We start from the raw sequence: 19,327 nt of genomic DNA, 5'->3' as shown, positions 1-19,327 counted from the left end.
TTGCCAGTGCCCCACGCGCGGAGACAACGATCACACCCCGAAGTTCGTACCAAAAGGCCGATTTCGAGCCAGCCCCTCCGCGAGCGCCCTAGGATCAGCCGCATGAATCGCTTGTCCGGTGCCGATGCAACCTTCTGGTTCGCGGAAACCAACAGTTGGCATATGCACGTCGCAGCATCGTCGATCTACGACCCGACCGACGCACCGGATTTCAGCTTCGAATCGGTGAAAGCGCTTATCGCCGCCCGCTTGCCGGAGATGCCGCAGCTGCGCTGGCGGGTCACCGGCGCACCGCTGGGCCTCGACCGGCCGTGGTTCGTCGAGGACGAGGAACTCGATCTCGACTTCCATGTTCGCCACATCGCGGTCCCGGCGCCCGGCGGCCGCCGCGAACTCGACCAGTTGGTGGGACGTCTCATGTCCTACAAGCTGGACCGATCGCGGCCGCTGTGGGAGCTCTGGTTCATCGAGGGCGTCGAGGGTGGCCGGGTCGCGGTGCTGATGAAGATGCACCACGCCATCATCGACGGCGTGTCCGGAGCCGGACTCGGGGAAATCCTGCTCGACATCACTCCCACACCGCGGCCGCCGGCCGCCGAGCCGAGCGGGTCATTGGTCGGCATCAAGGCCCCCGGACTGGAATTGCAGGCACTGGGCGGGCTGATCAACATCGGCATCAAGACCCCTTACCGTGTCGTGCGCTTCTTGGAGCAAACCGTGCGCCAGCAGATTGCGGCGCTGGGCGTCGCCAACAAGCCGCCCGGCTACTTCGACGCACCACATACCCGGTTCAACGGCCCCATCTCACCGCACCGTCGGGTCAGCAATTCCGGCGTACCCCTCGAGCGCGTGAAAGCCGTCAAAGAAGCATTCGGGGTGAAGTTGAACGACGTCGTACTGGCTCTGGTCTCGAGCGCCATGCGGCAGTATCTGGCGGACCGCGGCGAGCTGCCCGAGAAGTCACTCATCGCCCAGGTCCCGGTGTCGACGCGGACCGAGAGTTCCAGCGATCAGGTGGGCAACCAGGTCAGCGCGATGTCGGTGTCTTTGGCATCGGACATCGTCGACCCCGCCGAACGGATCAAGGCCATCTACGCCAGCTCCCAGAGCGCGAAGGAAATGGCCAAAGCGTTGACGGCACACCAGATCATGGGGTTGACCGACACCACCCCGCCCGGTCTGGTGGCCCTGGCCGCCCGGGCGTACACCGCAAGCAAGCTCGGCGGCACGCTGAAACCGATGAACCTCGTCGTCTCGAATGTGCCCGGCCCGCCGGTGCCGCTCTACATGGACGGCGCGGTCCTCGAGCAGATGATGCCGATGGGCCCCTTGGTGATGGACGTCGGACTCAACGTCACATGCTTCAGCTACCGGGACCGGATCGACTTCGGCTTCGTCACCACCCCCGAGATGGCGAACGATATCGACGCCATGGCCGACGCCATCGAACCGGCGCTCGTGGAACTCGAGATCGCGGCCGGCCTCTGAATCGGTTGTCCCCCAAAGTGAAGAAGATGGCGAAGAATCCGCAATTCATCGCCATCGTCTTCACGTTCGAACGCAGTTAGGCCTTCTGCGTGAGCCCCGCGTCGACGACCAACTGGGTTCCGGTGATGTAGCGGGCCTCGTCGGACGCCAAGAACACCACCGCATTGCTGATGTCCTCGGGCTCCACCCACGGCACCGGTAGGAGATTGCGCGCGGAGAGGACTTCGGCGACATCGGCTTCCGTCGGGTTCTCCAGGTCCGGCCGGATGCGCTTGAAGGTCTCCGGGTTGAGCACCATCGGCGTGCCCACCGCGCCGGGATGTACGGTGTTGACGCGAATCCGCTTGGGCCCCAGCTCATTCGCCAAGGTGCGCGCCAGGCCGACGACGGCGTGCTTGGTCGCGGTGTACGCCGACGTGTTCGCGGTGCCGCGAAGTCCGTTGGTGGAACTGATGATCACCACGGAGCCGCCGCCCGGGCCGAAATGCGGCACGCTCGCCTTGACCGTATGCCACACGCCGGTGAGGTTGACCCCGATGACGCGTTGCCAGTCTTCGGCACTCACCTCCCAGGCCGGTGCCGACGCCGAGTGAATTCCGGCGTTGGCGACGACCACGTCCAACCGGCCGAACTCCCAGACCCCTTCGTCGACCGCGGCCCGCACCTCGTCGAACGACGACACATCTGCCACGCCGGTGTAGCAGCGCTGGCCACGTTGCTTGACCGCGCCGGCAACATCGGCCAAATCGGCTGTGGCACCGGCGACGTCGAGAGCGATGATGTCAGCGCCCGCGTCGGCGAACCGCTCGCAGTGGGCTCGGCCGGTGCCGCGCGCGGCACCGGTGACGAGGGCGACCTTGTTCAGCAGCCCTGACATCAGCCGGCCTTGGTCAGTTCGAATCCCTTGTACCCAGCGGCGGCAACCTCGGCGCAGATGTCGTTGTACGCGGCGAAGCCACCGATGAACAACATGAAAACCCGGGGCTTGCCAGGAACATTCGCGCCCAGGTACCAGGAATTGGCCTTCGGGAACAGCGTCTGGTCGGCCCGGCGGACCAGTTCGGCGTTCCAGTCGTCAACCGCCTCGGTGGTGGCTTCGATTGCCGAGTAGCCATGCGAGCCGACGTACGCGATGGCGTCGGCGATCCAGTTCACGTGCGCTTCGGCGTGCAGCACCATGTTGGCCAGCACTGCCGGCGCACCGGGGCCGTTCACGAGGAACATGTTCGGGAAATGGTCGACCCCCAGGCCCAGGTAACTGCGCGGGCCGTCGACCCAGTTGTCCTTGAGCTTCTCGCCGCCGCGGCCGGTGATGTCGATACGTCCCAGCGCACCGGTGAGCGCGTCGAACCCCGTGGCGAAGATGATGGCGTCCAGGTCGAACCGGGCCTCGGCGGTGGTGATGCCGGTGGCGTCGATCTTCTCGATCGGCGTCTGCCTCACGCTGACCAGCTTCACGTGCGGCTGGTTGAACGTCTGGAAGTAGTTGGTATCGGTACAGATTCGCTTGGCGCCGATCGGGTGGTCGGTCGGGATCAGCAGGTCGGCGACAGCGGGATCGTCGATGACCGCCCGCACCTTCTCGTCGTAGAACTTCTTGGCTTCGGCGTTGGCCACCGGGTCGACCATCTGGTCCAGGAAGGTCTTGCTGAACAGCACCCCACCCAACTGCCAACGCTTTTCGAACTCGGCCCGGCGCTCTTCTTCGGACAGTTCCATGGTGAGCTTCGGGTGCGCCGTGTGCGGCGATCCGCCGCCGCTGCGCCACGACAGCTCGCGCCGCTCGTCGTAGTTGGCCTTGACCTCGGCTTCGCGCTCAGCCGTCAACGGCTCGTTGCCCGCCGGCACCGAGAAGTTCGGAGTGCGTTGGAAGACAACGAGTTCGGCGGCCTGCGCGGCCACGATCGGGGTGGTCTGGATGCCCGACGATCCGGTGCCGATGAGGCCGACCCGCTTGCCCGTGAAGTCGACGCCCTCGTGCGGCCAGTTCGCCGTGTGGTAGGTCTCGCCGGCAAAGGTCTCGACCCCCGGAATGTTCGGCAGCAGCGGGTCGGACAGTGCGCCGGTGGCCATGACGCAAAACTGCGCGTCCACGGATTCGCCGGTGTCGGTGGTCACCACCCAGCGCAGCCGCTCCTCATCGAGGATCGCCGAGGTGACGCGGGTGCCCAGCCGGATGTCGCGGCGCAGGTCGAACCGGTCGGCGACATGGTTGATGTACGTGAGGATTTCGGCCTGGGTGGCGTACTTCTCCGTCCAAGTCCACTCCTGCTGCAGGTCCTTGTCGAAGGAGTAGCAGTAGTCGATGCTCTCGACGTCGCAACGAGCGCCCGGATACCGGTTGTGGTACCAGGTGCCGCCCACGTCCGCGGCCGCCTCGAACACGATCACCGAATGGCCCTCGGACCGCAGCTTGTGCAGTGCGTAAAGACCGGCGAACCCGGCACCTACAACGACGACATCGACGTGTTCTGTGCTGCCCATAGTGCGAAATTAGCCGTCCTCGGAATGAGCGAGTACAAGCCATCCCGGTGACCGGACGGCCCCCGAGAATCCGTCCCGGCCATCGGGCTGGGGCAGCTCGAATTTCTAGTCGGCCCGGTATCCGGGAGCCATCATGGGCGGCCCCATCGGACCGGCGCCGGCGTCTCCAGGATCGGTCATCGGACCCGGTCCCGTTGCCGGGCCCATCATCCACGGACCCCACTGGCCGTGACCGTATGGTCCGGGTCCCAAACAGTCGGGATCGAATCCGTCGGGACCCCAACAACCGGGCGGGTCCGCGCTCCATGACTGCGCCGCGGCAGGCGCAGCCGCTGCACCGGCACTGCCCAGCACCAACGCAGCCACGGAACCGACCGCAGCCAGAACGGTCAGCAGGTGCGCCTCGCCCCGAAGGATCATGGCCACTCCGCCCTATCAGTCACGCATGTCCGGGTACCGGATGTCTCATGCCCCGCTCTGCGTCGTCAACCGCCGTAATCCACTATCCACCCGCTCCGGACCGGCGTATAGGGCCCATCGGTCCGTCGTCCAGAGTCACAAGTCCCGTACGCATCGGAGATCACCGCACCGCCCCCGAGTTAAGCCGACCGAACCCACGCGCTTAGCAAAACACGCTGGGACACAAAGTAATCCACGCCGGACGGGAAATCGAACACCGCGCAGTCGCCGGAATCCGACCCACCTCGGTCGCATCCCGGTCATCGGACGTCTCACCCCTGGTCGTTCCACCCATCGGGCCGGCCGAGGAGCCGCATCAACTTCGACTGAACGAATTTCGCCCGCTGACCGGGAACCGCCTCCCGGTGCACCGTGGGTGCGGTAAACCATTGGTTAGCCCATCACAGGAGTGAGGAAAACGACCATGACCCAGCGGGTTATCGACAAACTCGGTGACATCGCCGACCAGCTTCGCGAACAAGCCTGGGAAGCAGAGAAGTTGGGCCAACTGCCCGACGAGACCGTCAAGCTGATGAAGGCCGCCGGCAACATCAAGCTGCTGCAGCCCACCGAATACGACGGCTTGGAGGTGCATCCGCGCGAGTTCGCGGAGACCGTGATGGCGACCGCCGCCCTGGACCCGGCCGCCGGCTGGATCAACGGCGTTGTCGGTGTGCACCCGTACCAGCTCGCCTACGCCGACCCGAAGGTCGCGGCCGAGATCTGGGGATCCGACACCGACACCTGGGTCGCTTCGCCGTACGCCCCACAGGGTGTGGCCCGGCCCGTTGACGGTGGCTACATCTTCAACGGTCGTTGGCAGTTCAGCTCGGGCACCGACCACTGTGAGTGGATCTTCTTGGGCGCCATGCTCGGTGACACCGAGGGCAAGCCCCTCATGCCACCGCAGATGCTGCACATGATCCTGCCCCGCAGCGACTACGAGATCGTGCAGGACTCCTGGAACGTCGTGGGGCTACGCGGCACCGGCTCCAAGGACGTCATCGTCAAGGACGCGTTCGTCCCCACCTACCGCACCATGGACGCCACCAAGGTGATGGACGGCCGGGCCCAGATCGAGGCCGGCATGACCTCGCCGCTGTACCTGATGCCGTGGTCGACCATGTTCCCGCTGGGCATCTCGTCGGCCGTCATCGGTATCGCCGAGGGCGCCCTGGCCGCCGCACTCGACTATCAGCGCGAGCGCGTCAACTCCAGTGGCGTGGCGATCAAGGACGACCCGTACGTCATGTACGCCATCGGCGAGGCCGCGGCCGACATCAACGCCGCCCGCCAAGAATTACTGGCCAACGTCGACCGCATCTACGACCTGGTCGAGGCGGGCAAAGAAGTGTCCTTCGACGACCGCGCCGCCGGCAGGCGCACCCAGATCCGGTCGGTGTGGCGCGCGGTGTCCGCCGTCGACGAAATCTTCGCCCGCTGCGGCGGCAATGCCACCCGCATGGACAAGCCGCTGCAGCGGTACTGGCGCGACGCACATGTCGGCCAGGCCCACGCCATCCACGTCCCCGGCACCACTTTCCACGCGTCGGCACTGAGCAGCTTGGGCGTCGACCCCCAGGGCCCGCTGCGAGGCATGATCTGACGTGACTGATCTGAAGAGCCTGGGCTATGTGAAAGTCCAGACCGCCGACATCGAACGCTGGCGCCAATTCGCTTTCGACGTACTGGGTTTCGCGACCGGTAGCGGTCCCGATCCCGACGCGCTGTACCTGCGAATGGACGAGCGGACCGCGCGCATCATCGTGGCGCCAGGCGATGCCGACCGCATCGTCACCGTGGGCTGGGAGGTCCGGGACGGCGCCGCACTGCGCCGGGTGGAGGCGACCCTGGACGGCGCCGGCGTGCCGTGGAAGCAGTTGTCCCTGGAGGAAGCCGATGCCCGACGGGTCGACGAGGTCATCGCCTTCGTCGACCCCGCCGGCAACGACGTCGAGGTGTTCCACGGTGCGGTGCTGGACCACAGCCCCGTCGTCACGCCGTTCGGCGCGCGCTTCGTCACCGAAGGCCTCGGCCTGGGCCACGTGGTGCTGCCCGCCCAGGACGCCGGCGGGTTGACCGCGTTCTACACCGACGTGCTGGGTTTCCTGCCCCGCGGCGCCTTCCGGGTGCCCGCTCCCCCGGAGTTCGGTCCCCTGCGGGTGCGGTTCCTGGGCATCAACGAGCGGCACCACAGCCTGGCGATCTGCCCGGCCGCGACGCTGCGCGACCCGAAGCTGATCCACCTGATGGTCGAGGTCGACACGCTCGACGCCGTCGGCCAAGCGCTCGACCGGGTGAACCGGGACGGCTTCCAGGTGTCCTCCACGCTGGGCCGGCACACCAACGACAAGATGGTCTCGTTCTACGTGCGGTCGCCCGGCGACTGGGATATCGAGTTCGGCACCGAGGGCATGAAGGTCGACGAACGGCACTACACCGCAGAGGAAATCACCGCCGACAGCTACTGGGGCCATGAGTGGATGGGCGTTCCGCCGCGGGCGATGCTGCCATGAGCGCCACCGTGTTGCCGGTCCCGGCATCGTCCATCACCGCATGGGACGACGAAGCTGACGTGGTCATCGTCGGCTACGGCATCGCCGGTGCGGCCGCTGCCGTCGAGGCTTCCGCGGCCGGGGCGGACGTGCTGGTCGTCGAACGCACCGGCGGCTGGGGCGGCGCCGCCGCGATGGCCGGTGGGTTCATCTATCTCGGCGGTGGCACGGCACTCCAAAAGGCTTGCGGCTTCACCGATTCGGTGGAGAATATGGCCACCTTCCTGAAGGTGGCCATGGGCCCGGGCGCCGACGCCGAACGGATCGATGACTACTGCGCGGGCAGTGTCGCCCACTATGACTGGCTGGTGCGCTGCGGCGTGCCGTTCAAGCCGGTGTTCTGGGGCGAACCCGGCTGGGAGCCGCCGGGCGATGAGGGCCTGATGTTCACCGGTGGCGAGAATGCCTTCCCCTACAACACCATTGCCACCCCGGCGCCGCGCGGCCACGTGCCGCTGATGGCCGACAAGGTGGCCGGTGAACGCAGTGGCGGCTACATGCTGATGAAGCCGCTGGTGGAGACCGCCACCGCGCAGGGCGTCCGGTCCGTCTACGACACCGAGGTGCTGTCGTTGATCATCGAGGCCGACGGCCGGGTGGTCGGCATCGTCGCGCGCCGGTACACCGACACCGTGGCGATCAAAGCCCGCCGCGGTGTGGTGCTGGCCTCGGGCAGCTTCGCGTACAGCGACGCCATGGTCGCGCAATACGCGCCACGCATCGCGGGCCGTCCCGCCGCAAGCATCGAGCAGCACGACGGACGGGCCATCCGGATGGCTCAGGCCCTCGGTGCTGATCTGGCGCACATGGATGCCACCGAGGTGGCGTTCTTCTGCGACCCCCAGCAGTTGGTGCGCGGCATCCTGGTCAACGGTTTCGGCCAGCGGTACATCGCCGAAGACACCTATCCGGGACGCATCGGCCAGCAGACGCTGTACTACCAGGACAACACGGCCTACCTGATCATCGATGGCGACGCGATGGAGGAAGCGACCGCCGCGACGTCCGCGACGCCGTTCCTGCGTCGCCCGGCCACCTGGGTCTGCGAGACCGTGGCGGAGCTCGAAGCCGAGATGGGGCTGCCCGACGGCGTACTGCAGAACACCGTGACCTATTACAACGCGCACGCGGCGAATGGTGAAGACCCGCTGCTGCACAAGAAGCCGCAGTGGCTACGTCCGATCGGGTCACCGGTCGGCGCGATCGATCTGCGCTCCAGCACCGGTGGCTTCACCCTCGGTGGCCTCTTGACGACACTCGACGGCCGGGTCCTGCATGTCAGCGGCGAGCCGATACCCGGTCTGTTCGCGGCCGGGCGGAGCGCGGCCGGCCTGTCCGCATGGGGATATGCCAGTGGCGTCTCCCTGGGCGACGGCAGCTTCTACGGGCGACGTGCCGGGAGGTCCGCGGCCCAGAGTTGACGCCCGGCCCCGCGTGTCGCCGGTGCGCGTGTCGCCACCGCGGCAACCGCGCGACCGGTGTCCCACATCTGGGCCATGAGCTGCAGCATTGATACACGAGGCGTCCCTGGCCAGCCGGCTTGGGGCGCCTCGTGCTGCATAGATTCCGCTGCGTTCCAGCTAAATGTGTGACAAGCCCCACCGTCGTGTGATACAAACAGTCATATTACTAATAGTAATATGACATGAAGCAACGGAGCTTGGAGGCCGACATGGCAGCAGCAGTCGAATCCACCACCCCCAGCGCGGTCATCGACCGGGTGTCGCTGGTTCTCGACGCGTTCGACGGCCCCGGCCGCCTGACCCTGGCGCAGATCGTGCGCCGCACCGGTCTGCCCCGCTCCTCCGCACATCGCATGCTCGAGCGACTGGTCCAGCTGCGCTGGCTGCGCCGCAACGGCCGCGACTACGAACTGGGGATGCGTCTGGTGGAACTCGGCTCGCTGGCCGTGCATCAGGACCGCATTCACCGCGCGGCCGGCCCGCTGCTGCACGAACTGCACCGCGCCACCGGGTTAGTCGTCCACCTCGCCGTGCTCGACGGTGGCGATGTCGTCTACCTGGAGAAGGTCGGCAACGGCATGATGACCGTGCTGCCGTCGCGGGTGGGCGGCCGCCAGCCGGCGCACTGTACCGCCGTCGGCAAGGCCATCCTGGCCTACAACCAGGACGCCGAGGTCGACCTCATGAGCCGCAAGACCAAATACTCGATTGCGGGCCGCGCCCAGCTCGCCACCGAGCTGGCCAAGGTCCGCGCCCACGGTGTCGCCTTCGAGCGCGAAGAGTCGGTGCCCGGATTCGGTTGCGTCGCAGCGCCGATCGGTCGCCAGGGTGAGGCTGTCGCCGCTGTCTCCGTGTGTGGTCCAATGAACCGCATGGCCTTCGAGCAGCTGACTGCGCCGGTGCGTATGACCGCCATGGGCATCTGGCGCAACGCCGAGGATTCCCGCGTGGCACCGACACTGCAGCCCATGCGCCCGCTGCGCATGGGCCCGGCGCTGCAGTACGCGTGAGCAACCAGCGAGTAGCGCAGGCGGATCGCGCATGAGCCTCGACTCGCAGATCGCCGGCCTCCTCGATGCGCTGAACGGCGGCTTTCCCGACCTGCCGAGCATGACCGGCGCGCAAGCGCGCGCCACCATTCGCGCACGCTTCGTCCCGCCCGCCGAACCCGAGCCGGTCGCGTCGGTCACCGACACCGAGGTCGACGGCATCCGCGTCCGGGTCTACCGGCCCGCCACCGACGGCTCACGCGGCCCACTTCCGATCTTCGTGTTCGCCCACGGCGGCGGATTCGTCTTCTGCGATCTGGACTCGCACGACGGACTCTGCCGCAGCTTCGCGAACTCGATTCCCGCCGTGGTGGTTTCAGTCGACTACCGGCTGGCGCCCGAGCACCCGTGGCCGGCGGCCGCCGAAGACGTCTACACCGTCACCCAATGGGCTGCCGCTCATGCCGCCGAACTCGGCGGGGACCCGGCGAAGCTCGTGGTCGGCGGAGACAGCGCCGGGGGCAACCTTTCCGCGGTCACCGCATTGATGACCCGCGATCGGGGCGGCGCGCCACTGGCCGCTCAGATACTGCTCTACCCCGTACTGACCGCCGACTTCACCTACGGTTCGTACCACGAGTTCCGCACCGGCTACTACAACACCACCGCAGCCATGCAGTGGTACTGGGACCAGTACGTGCCCAACACCACTGACCGCGAAAACCCCTACGCCGCACCGCTTTCCGCATCCGTCGAAGGAGTGGCGCCGGCTGTGCTGGTGGTCACGGGCTACGATCCGATGCGGGACGAGGCGCTTGCTTACGCCGAGGCGTTGCGCGAGGCCGACGTTCCGGTCACCGAGCTGTATTACGGTGCCATTCACGGCTTCTTGACCATGCCGGTACTCGACATCGCACACCGCGCCCGCCGTGACGTGGCCGACGCAGTGACGACGTTGTTCGCCGATTAGACGGCGATTCCCCACCAATCGAGGAGATCATCATCGGTACCTACGCTGTGACAGGCTCGGCATCCGGCATGGGGCACCAAGCGGCGGAGCAACTACGCACTCAGGGGCACACGGTGATCGGGGTCGACCTCAAAGAAGCCGACGTCATCGCCGACCTGTCCACCGCGGGCGGCCGGCGCACCGCCGCTACCCGCGTCCTGGAACTGTCCGAGGGCAAGCTCGACGGCGCCGTACTGGCTGCGGGGATCGGACCCGGCGCCGGCGCCGACCGCGCCCGCCTGATCGCCCAGATCAACTACTTCGGCACCGTCGACCTGCTGACCGCCTGGCGCCCGGCGCTCGCCGCTGCCGCCGGGAACGCGAAAGTTGTTGCCCTGGGCAGCAACTCGAGCACAACGGTGCCCGCAGTCCCCCACCGCGCGATCAGAGCCCTCCTGGCCGGTGACGCCGACCGAGCGGCCCGTGCGGTGCGGTTCTTCGGCGGCGGTGCCTCAGCGCTCATGTACGCCGCTTCCAAGATCGCTGTTTCCCGCTGGGTCCGGCGGGCCGCGGTGACGGCCGACTGGGCCGGCCGCGGCATCCGGCTCAACGTCCTGGCGCCCGGCGCCATCATGACTCCGCTGCTGCAGGCCCAGCTCGATTCGCCGCGCGAAGGCAAGGCGGTGCGCGCCTTCCCGATTCCAGCGGGCGGCTTCGGCGACCCAGTACACCTCGCGAACTGGATCACCTTCATGTTGTCGGACTCTGCCGACTTCCTCTGCGGCAGTGTCATTTTCGTCGACGGCGGCACCGATGCCTACTTCCGGCCCGATGACTGGCCCAAGGGCGTGCCCTGGCGCGGCATTCCGAATTACCTGTGGCGGTACCGCCGGTTCGCCACGATGCGCTAATCGCCCGACGAGCTCCCCTGGGCGCGAATTACCTTGGGGCTCATGCCGTAACGGCGCTTGATCGCGGTACTCAGCGCGAAGGCGGTGCCATAGCCGACGTCGCGCGCAACGGCTTCGATCGTGGCGTCGGACCCGCGCAGCAGGTCGACGGCCAGCGCCAGGCGAATCTCGGTCAGCAGTGCCATCGGTGGTTCGCCGACGAGTTGGGTGAATCGACGCGCCAGTGCTGCCCGGGACAGCCCGACCTCGGCGGCCAGCGACCCCACGGTCCAGGGATGTGCCGGATTGTTCTCGATCAGCCGAAGAGCCGTGCCCACCTGAGGATCCCGATACGCGCGATACCAGGCCGGCGCCTCTTCACGAGAGAACCAGCTACGCAACGCCGCAATGGTGAGCAGATCGAGCATTCGGTCGAGCACCGCACCTTGTGCCGGCTCATCGCGCGACATCTCATCGAGCAGGAGATCGACCAACATACTGTTGACCTCGCCCTGCCGGACCACCACCAGTGGCGGCAGTGCGGTCAGCAGTCGCCGGCAGACCGCACCGACTTCCTCGTAGGCTCCGGTGATCAACAGGGTCTCTGCGTCGGGACGGGTGCCCCAGCTGCGAATCCCCAGACTCAGTGCCTCGCACAGTGGTTCACCATCGATGGTCGTGGTGACCTGTCCCGGGTGCACGACGATCGCGGGTGCGGTGGCGGCATCATCGGCGACGGTATAGCCGTCGGGTCCACGGAAGATCGCAATGTCGCCCGCCTCGAGCCGCCGGCCGGCGGCACCGTCCGGGAGGACCGTCGCCGACCCGCGGGCCACCACCACGATGGTGAGCGGAGCCCGGTCCTGCACCCGTAGCGCCCACGGCGGGTCGAGCAACGAGCGCATCAGAAATGCGCCACGAGCACGTGGCCCTTCCAGTAAACCGGCCAGGGCGTCCACCGCATCCACGCTAGACGAAGGCCGATGTAGACGCTCGCGTATGGAACTGAGCCTGTTGACGATGGATCGTCCAACGCTCGATCAATACGGTCAGCTCATGACTTTCAGCAAGCTGCCCCAGCCGCTCGGCACGACGGCGCTCATCGTCGCTCTGCTGTCCTCCGGGCTCCTCGCCGGCCTGTACTACGCGTATGCGGTGTCGGTGATGCCCGCGCTCGGCGCGTTCGACGACCGGACCTTCATCGACGTCATGAACAAGATCAATGTTGTCATCGTCAATCCGCCGTTCCTGCTGATCTTCCTCGGATCGGTCGGCTTCACCGCACTGGCCGGGGCGTGCTATCTCAAGCCCGGCGCCCGTCCGGTCCTGGTCTGGATCGGCATCGGCTTGGCCCTCAACGTCGCGAGCCTCGCCATCACGTCGGTGCTCAACGTGCCGCTGAACGACAAGCTCGCCACCGCGGCCGGCTCGACCAACCCCGCCGATCTCGCGTCACTACGGCAGCAGTTCGAGTCATCGTGGGTGCGCTGGAACGTCATTCGAGCTCTGGCCAACACCGCGGCCACCGGCGTCCTGGGCTGGGCACTCGCGGTGCCGACCCGAGGCTGAAGGCTGATAAACGCACGGTGACCACAACGGTGGGCCGGCGCGCGAAACTGCGGCATCGTCGCGTCGGTGGTGAGTTCAGAGCTCAAGGCCGGTGATGCACGGCTGGGAAAAGGCCTGCAGCGCAGGCATGTGAACCTGATCGCGTTGGGCGGGGTGATCGGCGCCGGGCTGTTCGTCGGTAGCGGCGTGGTTATCGGCAGCGCCGGCCCCGCGGCCATCGTGTCGTTCCTGATCGGCGGCATCATCACCGTGCTGATCATGCGGATGCTCGCCGAGATGGCCGTGGCGCGGCCGGTGGTCGGGTCGTTCTACGTCTACGCCCGGCAAGCACTCGGGCGCCGTGGCGGCTTCGTCACCGGCTGGATGTACTGGTATTTCTTCGTCATCGTCGTCGCCGTCGAAGCCGTGGCCGGCGGACGGATCGTGCAGCTCTGGCTCCCCGCTGTGCCGCTGTGGGCCTTGAGCCTCGGCCTGATGCTTGCGCTCACTGCGACCAATCTGGTCTCCGCACGCTCATTCGGGGAATTCGAGTACTGGTTCTCGTCGGTGAAAGTCATTGCGATCGTGGTGTTCCTGGCCATGGGCGCCCTGTGGATCACCGGACTCTGGCCGCATTCGACGCCAGGCCTGGCCAACCTCATCGATCACGGCGGCTTCGCACCGCTCGGTTGGGGTGCCGTGCTGGCCGCCGTGGTGCCCTGCGTCGCCTTCTACACGGGCGCCGAGATCGTCACCATAGCCGCCGCCGAATCCGATGAACCCGAACGCGCGGTGACGCGCGCGATGAAGTCGATCGTGTTCCGCATCATCGCGTTCTACGTCGGATCGATCCTCGTGGTGGTGGCCCTCCAGCCGTGGAACACCAAGAGCGTGAGCATCAGTCCCTACGCGTCGGTGCTGACGGTGCTCGGAATCCCGGGCGTCGCGACGATCATGAACGTCATCGTGCTCACCGCGGTGTTGTCCTGCCTCAACTCGGCGTTGTACAGCACCTCGCGAATGTTGTTCGCGCTCACGACCTCCGGCGATGCACCGCGGTTCTTCACCAAGCTGTCCCCCGGTGGGGTCCCGCGCCGCGCGATTCTGCTGGGTACCGCCGTCGGCTACGCGTCGGTCGCCGCGACCTACGTGTGGGGCGACGTGGTGTTCAACTTCCTGATCAACTCCTACGGCGCCGTCGCGCTGTTCGTCTACCTGATCATCGCGATATCCCAGGTCGTCCTCCGCCGCCGCGTCGAGCGGACCGCACCGGGCACACTGAAACTGAAAATGTGGCTGTTCCCGTGGCTGAGCTACGCCACCATCACCCTGATGGCCACCGTCATCCTGGCGATGGCGGTCCTGCCGGGCACCCGGTCCCAGTTCCTGATGAGCGGTGTCACCCTGTTGGTCATCCTGGTCGCCTTCGAGGTGGTCCGGCGACGTGCCGCACCCGTCGCCGAGGACGACGCCCCGGCCCCGGCCGACGACGAACTCCTGGTGAACGCACTCGACACCTGACCAGTGTTACTGCGACTGCCCTGCCGCCAGGATGCTGATGGCGATGTCGGTTGCCGGACCGATGACCGTTTCGATGTCCAGGCCGTCTTCGGCGGTTTGGGCGGCCAACTCCCGCACGCCGGCCAACAGCATCACGGCTTTGGGCTTGGTGACGGGCGGCAGCTGAGCACGCTGAAATCCGGGGTTGGTGCTGAGTTCTCCGAGCAGAGTCGCCAATTCAGCGAAATTGCGCCGCTGTATCGGACGGGCCGCCGCCCCCAGCGCCGGGAGATCGCGTACCCAACTCAGCGAAATCGCCGGGCGCGCAGTGAGGTGCGTGATGTAGGCGGTGAACATCTGGCGAATCTGATTGTGCCAGTGCGCATCTGAGTCGACGGCCTGCCGGATGTCGGCGACCAGATCGTCGGTCACCGAGGCCAGCAACGCCAGGTAGCACTCCTGCTTGTTCGCGAAATGTAGGTAGAAAGTGGTCTTGGAGGCCTGCGCCACCCGCACGATGTCGACCACGGACGTCGCGGGGTAGCCGCGATCCTCGATCAGGGCGGCGAGCGCGTCAACGAACCGCTGACGCGCCGCGCCCCGCTCACCGCCTTCGCTGCTGTCTTCGGCCTCCGCGTTGCGCATTCCAGTACGTTATCGTACTGTCCCCTGACGTGCGAGTACGACCACGTACTCGGAGCTGATCGAGGCGCCGGACACTGACGGCGCAGGGGCGGAGGAAAGCTGATGAGTCGTGATGCGCGACCCCGGAGACATCGGCCCGTCGTCTGCCTGGCGCTGAGCGCAACCGTGGCGCTGATGACGGTTCTCGGCGGACCGGCGACGCCGGCCGCCGCGGTCGCGATCACCCGGTGCCCGTGGCGGGTCACCACGGTCGCGAGCGGCCTGGGTTCACTGGAAAATCTCGGATTCGACGGCGCGGGCACCATGCTGGTGTCGCGCACGGTCGGCAACTCCGGGCAGCTCTACCGCCTCACACCGGACGGCAAGGGCAGCACGTTCATACCGAATGTCGCTGCGCCCGGCAGCATTACCGCCGCCGACGGCGCGGCCTACTTCACCACCGGCAACAGCTTCCTGTCCGGCGTCTTCGGCAGCACGGACGGCACCATCGACCGAGTGGACCTCGGCACCGGGGCGCTGACGACGATCGCCGTCACACTCACCATGCCCAACGGCATGGTCCGACTGCCCGACGGTTCGTTCGTCGTCTCCCGCAACGTGGGCTGGACCACCGGACTGACCAAGATCAGCGCCGACGGTGCCCGCGAAACCCGCTTCGCACCGTCGGTGACGATGGCCAATGGCCTGGCGTACGACGCGGCCCACAACGCCGTCGTCGCATCAATGGACCTGCACCCCGTCAGCACCCTGGCGTTCGTGGATCTGGACCACCCGGACCACCTCCGCACCGTCAATCTGGGATTGTTGGGGCTGTTCGGCTTCCCAGACGACCTCACGGTCGGCCCGGATGGCCTGGTCTACCTGGCGATGGACGGCGGCGACATCGTCCGTATCGATCTCGACCGGCACGCCGCATGCATCCTGGCGTCGGGACTGTTCGGCAGCACCTCGGTCCGCTTCGGCGCGGGCCCGGGATGGGACCCCCACTCCCTGTACAGCACCGACCTGCTCGGCACCATCCGCAAGCTCACGCCGGCCGCCGGCTGAGAAGACATCCCGGTGACCGGACCACGGCCGTCCCGCGGGAGACGGGTACCGCAAGAATCCTCCGGCAACGAAAGGACTTGCAGCATGGATAGATTCAGCGACCGCCGGGTCGTCGTGACCGGCGCCGGATCGGGCATCGGCCAGGCCACCGTGGCCCGCCTGCTCGACGAGGGCGGCACCATCGTCGCGTGCGACATCTCCGCCGAGGGACTGGCCCGGACCCGAGAAGCCGCCGAAAAAGCCGGCACCGCAACGCGTCTGACCAACACGGTGCTCGACATCTCGTCCGAAGAGGACGTCACCTCGGGCGTCGACGCCGCGATCGCCGACCTGGGCGGCCTGGACGTGCTGGTCAACGTGGCCGCGATCGAGACCTGCTCGCACACCCACGAAACCACGCTGGCCGACTGGAACCGCATCATCGCGGTCAACCTGACCGGCACCTTCCTGATGACCCGCCAGGCCCTGCCGGCACTGCTCGCCTCCGGGCGCGGCGTGATCATCAACTTCACCTCGACCTCGGCGAGCTACGCCCACCCGTACATGGCGGCCTATTCCGCCAGCAAGGGCGGCATCCTGAGCTTTACTCACTCGTTGGCGCTCGAATACGCCAAGCAGGGGCTTCGCGCCGTGAACATCCAACCCGGTGGCGTCTCCACCCCGCTCGCCAACGGCACATTCGCCAAGATGCCCCAGGGCACCGATTATGGCCTGTGGACCAAGCAGGTCCCCGTGCTCAACACCGGCAACGACGCGAACCTGGGTGACCCCAGTGCTGTCGCCGCGGTGGTCGCCATGGCGGCGTCCGATGACGGCGCGTTCCTCACCGGAACCGAGATCCGGATCGACGGCGGCGCCCACTGCTAGACCTCCGCGGGTGCTCAGCAGACCCTGCTACTCAGTCCCCCTCAGCGGACTGTGTCCGACTGTCCGCTCAACGGACTGTGTCCGACTGTCCGCTCAGCGGACTGTGTCCGACTGTCCGCTCAGCGGACGATCACGTCGCTGGGCACCCGCGGATCACCAAGCATCGCCCGATGCGAAGGCGGCGTCCGGCCGTCGACGTCGGTGATGCCGTAGCGCTGGGCTTCTTCCGCGGCGATCACGGTCTGCCCGCTGATACCGTCCAGGTCCGGGTCCTGGTACAGCGCGTTGATCACATGGCCGATGAACTCCGGCGTTTCGAAATTTCCTGCGGCCTTGGCCAGCGTCTCGGCGTCGAACGCCTGCATGAACTTGTCGGTGAGCAGAATGCCCATCCAGATGGACAGCGTCGACACGCCGGTGCCGTGGAAGTCGACGGCCATGTCGGCCGCCATCTTGTCCACACCGGCCTTCTGCGCGCCATAGGCGGGCCCGTGCATGTAGCACACCGAGCCGGGAGACGACGTGAACGCGATCAGCCCGCGTTCCTGGGCCACCAGCAGCGGGGCGGCATGCCAGGACGCGACATAGGCCGACCGGAGGCCGACATCGAGTACGTCACCCAAGCCGATCGGCTTCTCCCAGAACGGCTTCGGGTCGACGAGGTTGTCGTGCACCACGGCGGCATTGTTGACCAGCAGATCGAGCCGGCCGGCCTCGTCGGCCACCCGGGCGAACAGTGCGGCCACCGCATCGTCGTCGCGATGATCCACCGGGACCGCGATGCCGCCGTCACCGGGGTCGGTGACGGTGCGGCCGGTCAGGTAGACCGTCCACCCGTCGGCAACCAACGCCGCGGCAATCCCCTTGCCGGCACCCCTGCTGGCGCCGGTGACGACCGCGACCCGCTTGTCTGAGCTCATGCGGCTATGGTGCCACGCCCAGTTCGTCAGCCCGAGTCCGCTTGGACGACGTGCACGACACCGGCCGCCACCGCGGCGGCGATGGCCTCCTTCAGCTGGCCACAGGCCAGGAAGATTCGCCCCGGCAATTGCTCGAACGTCCGGCGTTCCTCACACATCGCAGCCGACTCGCGAGTCCACTGCACACTGGTCTGCTGCCAGCTGCCTTTGCGCGCCAAAACCTCTGCGCCGCAGGCGCGACAAGCAACCGGCACCATCGGCATGTCGGCCAATCGGACGTCGGGCCGCACAGTCATCAGACCGCCTCCGCGGCCCGCGCGGCGATGTTCGCTGCCATCTCCTTGGTCCAAGCCTCGCGGGGGACGGTGGTGTCGAGTTCATATTCGAAGCGATCGGTCATCTCCGGCACCACGTCCGCGGCGTCGACGTAGAACTGCTCATACCACCGGCGCAGCTGATAAACCGGGCCATCCTCTTCCACCAGCAGCGGGTTGTCGATGCGGGTCTTGTTCTTCCAGATCTCCACGTCCTGCTCGAAGCCCCGGGCCACCCAGTCACCGAGCGCGACCGCGGTGGCCATAGCAGCGTCCTCGGGCAATCCCTCGACCTTCTTCACGATGATTCCGTACTGCAGCACAAAGGAATTCGCGTCGATCGGGTAGTGGCAATTGATCAGGACGGTCTTGTGATCGGCTTCGGGGTAGTGGTACGTCAGATCGTCGATCATGAAGGACGGTCCGTAGTACGACGCCACCGATGTCGAACCGAGCATCTTCGCGCTTTCGGTGCCCTGCATGTCCTCGCGGCCGCCACCGTTCATGTACTGCGTCGCGACCTGGCCTTCGAAGATGTTCTTGAAGTGCGACGGCACCGAGCCGTGGATGTAGAAGAAGTGCGCCATGTCGACGACATTGTCGATGATCTCACGGCAGTTGACGTTGACAACCGTTGTGTACCAATGCCAATCGGTCCACTCGTCACTGCCGGCCTGCTCGATGCGCGGGATGTAGTTGTCCTCCGGCGGCGCGCTGCCCTCGGGGTCGTTCCAGATGAAGAGCATCCCGTCCTGCTCGAGGGTCTCCCACTTCGCGGTGCGCGCGAGCCGCGGCGTGCGCTTGGCGTACGGCACCAGCGTGCACTTGCCGTCGCCGCCCCAGCGCCAGTCGTGGAACGGGCAGGCGATCGCGTTGCCTTTGACGGTGCCCTGGCTCAGGTCGCCGCCCATGTGCCGGCAGTAGCTGTCCAGCACGTTGAGCCGGCCGTCTTCGCCGCGGAACACGACAAGTTTCTGGCCGAACGCGTTGATCGAGTGCGGCTTGCCGTCACCGAGGTCTTTGGTCAGGCCGAGGCAGTGCCAACCGCGGGCGAACCGGGTTGGTGCATCACGGGCTTCGATCTGGCGAACGTCGACATCATCCAGCGTCATCTGACGACCATCCTCACGTAGAAAACTGGGCTGCAGTTTGATGTTTCAGGTCTAACAGCAACGACGCGGCCGATTTATGGGTTGTCCCGCTGTAAGG

At 66.7% G+C, this 19,327-nt stretch carries 19 protein-coding genes; 11 read left to right on the top strand and 8 right to left on the bottom strand.

What is annotated here, in order from left to right:
* The first annotated feature begins 102 nt into the window (after positions 1-102).
* Positions 103-1,488 (top strand): WS/DGAT/MGAT family O-acyltransferase, encoded by a 1,386-nt coding sequence (locus tag G6N59_RS27090; protein ID WP_138229984.1) that lies wholly within the window; start codon positions 103-105, stop codon positions 1,486-1,488.
* Between the two features lie 76 nt (positions 1,489-1,564).
* Here G6N59_RS27090 and G6N59_RS27085 read toward each other — a convergent pair whose 3' ends face one another.
* The 3 genes from G6N59_RS27085 to G6N59_RS27075 form a co-directional block, all read right to left on the bottom strand.
* Complete coding sequence (locus G6N59_RS27085; protein WP_138229983.1) at positions 1,565-2,365, bottom strand: mycofactocin-coupled SDR family oxidoreductase; 801 nt, start codon at positions 2,363-2,365, stop codon at positions 1,565-1,567.
* Positions 2,365-3,972, bottom strand: coding sequence for a flavin-containing monooxygenase (locus G6N59_RS27080; protein WP_138229982.1), 1,608 nt, complete (start codon positions 3,970-3,972; stop codon positions 2,365-2,367). The genes G6N59_RS27085 and G6N59_RS27080 overlap by 1 nt, the downstream gene beginning before the upstream one ends.
* A 105-nt stretch (positions 3,973-4,077) precedes the next feature.
* Positions 4,078-4,392, bottom strand: coding sequence for a hypothetical protein (locus G6N59_RS27075; protein WP_138229981.1), 315 nt, complete (start codon positions 4,390-4,392; stop codon positions 4,078-4,080).
* Between the two features lie 463 nt (positions 4,393-4,855).
* Between G6N59_RS27075 and G6N59_RS27070 the strand changes: the two genes are divergently transcribed.
* The 6 genes from G6N59_RS27070 (at position 4,856) to G6N59_RS27045 (ending at position 11,298) form a co-directional block, all read left to right on the top strand.
* Positions 4,856-6,037 carry an acyl-CoA dehydrogenase family protein gene (locus G6N59_RS27070; RefSeq protein WP_138229980.1) on the top strand — a complete coding sequence of 394 codons (1,182 nt, stop codon included), beginning with the start codon at positions 4,856-4,858 and terminating at the stop codon, positions 6,035-6,037.
* Between the two features lies 1 nt (position 6,038).
* Entirely contained in the window at positions 6,039-6,947 is a 909-nt protein-coding gene (gene bphC / locus G6N59_RS27065) for a biphenyl-2,3-diol 1,2-dioxygenase (RefSeq protein ID WP_138229979.1), read from the top strand.
* Positions 6,944-8,407, top strand: a complete 1,464-nt coding sequence (locus tag G6N59_RS27060) for an FAD-dependent oxidoreductase (RefSeq protein ID WP_138229978.1) — start codon at positions 6,944-6,946, stop codon at positions 8,405-8,407. The genes bphC and G6N59_RS27060 overlap by 4 nt, the downstream gene beginning before the upstream one ends.
* Positions 8,408-8,658: 251 nt before the next feature.
* The gene (locus tag G6N59_RS27055; RefSeq protein WP_138229977.1) at positions 8,659-9,459 is read left to right on the top strand and encodes an IclR family transcriptional regulator; all 801 of its coding nucleotides are present in this window, start codon (positions 8,659-8,661) and stop codon (positions 9,457-9,459) included.
* A 31-nt stretch (positions 9,460-9,490) separates the two neighbouring features.
* Positions 9,491-10,408 (top strand): LipP1 family hormone-sensitive lipase, encoded by a 918-nt coding sequence (locus G6N59_RS27050; RefSeq protein ID WP_138229976.1) that lies wholly within the window; start codon positions 9,491-9,493, stop codon positions 10,406-10,408.
* A gap of 32 nt (positions 10,409-10,440) precedes the next feature.
* Positions 10,441-11,298: an SDR family oxidoreductase gene (locus tag G6N59_RS27045; protein WP_138229975.1), complete on the top strand. Its 858-nt coding sequence runs from the start codon at positions 10,441-10,443 to the stop codon at positions 11,296-11,298.
* Here G6N59_RS27045 and G6N59_RS27040 read toward each other — a convergent pair.
* Complete coding sequence (locus tag G6N59_RS27040; protein ID WP_138229974.1) at positions 11,295-12,236, bottom strand: AraC family transcriptional regulator; 942 nt, start codon at positions 12,234-12,236, stop codon at positions 11,295-11,297. The two genes, G6N59_RS27045 and G6N59_RS27040, sit on opposite strands and share 4 nt — an antisense overlap.
* A gap of 97 nt (positions 12,237-12,333) precedes the next feature.
* Here G6N59_RS27040 and G6N59_RS27035 point away from each other — a divergent pair, with 97 nt between their 5' ends.
* Both G6N59_RS27035 and G6N59_RS27030 read left to right on the top strand, forming a co-directional pair.
* Entirely contained in the window at positions 12,334-12,846 is a 513-nt protein-coding gene (locus G6N59_RS27035) for an anthrone oxygenase family protein (protein WP_234884173.1), read from the top strand.
* Positions 12,847-12,915: 69 nt separating this feature from the next.
* Positions 12,916-14,346, top strand: a complete 1,431-nt coding sequence (locus tag G6N59_RS27030) for an amino acid permease (protein ID WP_234884181.1) — start codon at positions 12,916-12,918, stop codon at positions 14,344-14,346.
* 6 nt (positions 14,347-14,352) lie between these two features.
* Here G6N59_RS27030 and G6N59_RS27025 read toward each other — a convergent pair whose 3' ends face one another.
* On the bottom strand, positions 14,353-14,970 hold the full coding sequence (locus G6N59_RS27025; protein ID WP_138229971.1) for a TetR/AcrR family transcriptional regulator: 618 nt from the start codon (positions 14,968-14,970) through the stop codon (positions 14,353-14,355).
* A 102-nt stretch (positions 14,971-15,072) separates the two neighbouring features.
* Between G6N59_RS27025 and G6N59_RS27020 the strand changes: the two genes are divergently transcribed.
* On the top strand, positions 15,073-16,017 hold the full coding sequence (locus G6N59_RS27020; protein ID WP_138229970.1) for an SMP-30/gluconolactonase/LRE family protein: 945 nt from the start codon (positions 15,073-15,075) through the stop codon (positions 16,015-16,017).
* 84 nt (positions 16,018-16,101) lie between these two features.
* Positions 16,102-16,884: an SDR family NAD(P)-dependent oxidoreductase gene (locus tag G6N59_RS27015; protein ID WP_138229969.1), complete on the top strand. Its 783-nt coding sequence runs from the start codon at positions 16,102-16,104 to the stop codon at positions 16,882-16,884.
* A 119-nt stretch (positions 16,885-17,003) separates the two neighbouring features.
* On the opposite strand, the gene G6N59_RS27010 is transcribed toward G6N59_RS27015, so the two are convergent.
* From G6N59_RS27010 to G6N59_RS27000, 3 genes are read right to left on the bottom strand one after another with little or no spacing between them, the layout of a single operon-like run.
* Complete coding sequence (locus tag G6N59_RS27010) at positions 17,004-17,804, bottom strand: SDR family NAD(P)-dependent oxidoreductase (protein WP_138229968.1); 801 nt, start codon at positions 17,802-17,804, stop codon at positions 17,004-17,006.
* Between the two features lie 26 nt (positions 17,805-17,830).
* Positions 17,831-18,100: a ferredoxin gene (locus tag G6N59_RS27005; protein WP_138229967.1), complete on the bottom strand. Its 270-nt coding sequence runs from the start codon at positions 18,098-18,100 to the stop codon at positions 17,831-17,833.
* Positions 18,100-19,230 carry a 3-ketosteroid-9-alpha-monooxygenase, oxygenase component gene (locus G6N59_RS27000; protein ID WP_138229966.1) on the bottom strand — a complete coding sequence of 377 codons (1,131 nt, stop codon included), beginning with the start codon at positions 19,228-19,230 and terminating at the stop codon, positions 18,100-18,102. The genes G6N59_RS27005 and G6N59_RS27000 overlap by 1 nt, the downstream gene beginning before the upstream one ends.
* Between the last annotated feature and the right edge of the window lie 97 nt (positions 19,231-19,327).

Origin of the sequence: Mycolicibacterium aubagnense (assembly GCF_010730955.1) — a bacterium.
Classification (GTDB): domain Bacteria; phylum Actinomycetota; class Actinomycetes; order Mycobacteriales; family Mycobacteriaceae; genus Mycobacterium; species Mycobacterium aubagnense.
This window is presented reverse-complemented; position numbering and strand designations above follow the sequence as displayed.

Bases quoted from the DNA above. Each gene is read 5' to 3' on its own strand.
- G6N59_RS27090 (WP_138229984.1), top strand. From the start codon at position 103: ATGAATCGCTTGTCCGGTGCCGATGCAACCTTCTGGTTCGCGGAAACC.
- G6N59_RS27085 (WP_138229983.1), bottom strand. From the start codon at position 2,365: ATGTCAGGGCTGCTGAACAAGGTCGCCCTCGTCACCGGTGCCGCGCGC.
- G6N59_RS27080 (WP_138229982.1), bottom strand. From the start codon at position 3,972: ATGGGCAGCACAGAACACGTCGATGTCGTCGTTGTAGGTGCCGGGTTC.
- G6N59_RS27075 (WP_138229981.1), bottom strand. From the start codon at position 4,392: ATGATCCTTCGGGGCGAGGCGCACCTGCTGACCGTTCTGGCTGCGGTC.
- G6N59_RS27070 (WP_138229980.1), top strand. From the start codon at position 4,856: ATGACCCAGCGGGTTATCGACAAACTCGGTGACATCGCCGACCAGCTT.
- G6N59_RS27060 (WP_138229978.1), top strand. From the start codon at position 6,944: ATGAGCGCCACCGTGTTGCCGGTCCCGGCATCGTCCATCACCGCATGG.
- G6N59_RS27055 (WP_138229977.1), top strand. From the start codon at position 8,659: ATGGCAGCAGCAGTCGAATCCACCACCCCCAGCGCGGTCATCGACCGG.
- G6N59_RS27050 (WP_138229976.1), top strand. From the start codon at position 9,491: ATGAGCCTCGACTCGCAGATCGCCGGCCTCCTCGATGCGCTGAACGGC.
- G6N59_RS27035 (WP_234884173.1), top strand. From the start codon at position 12,334: ATGACTTTCAGCAAGCTGCCCCAGCCGCTCGGCACGACGGCGCTCATC.
- G6N59_RS27025 (WP_138229971.1), bottom strand. From the start codon at position 14,970: ATGCGCAACGCGGAGGCCGAAGACAGCAGCGAAGGCGGTGAGCGGGGC.
- G6N59_RS27020 (WP_138229970.1), top strand. From the start codon at position 15,073: ATGAGTCGTGATGCGCGACCCCGGAGACATCGGCCCGTCGTCTGCCTG.
- G6N59_RS27015 (WP_138229969.1), top strand. From the start codon at position 16,102: ATGGATAGATTCAGCGACCGCCGGGTCGTCGTGACCGGCGCCGGATCG.
- G6N59_RS27010 (WP_138229968.1), bottom strand. From the start codon at position 17,804: ATGAGCTCAGACAAGCGGGTCGCGGTCGTCACCGGCGCCAGCAGGGGT.
- G6N59_RS27005 (WP_138229967.1), bottom strand. From the start codon at position 18,100: ATGACTGTGCGGCCCGACGTCCGATTGGCCGACATGCCGATGGTGCCG.
- G6N59_RS27000 (WP_138229966.1), bottom strand. From the start codon at position 19,230: ATGACGCTGGATGATGTCGACGTTCGCCAGATCGAAGCCCGTGATGCA.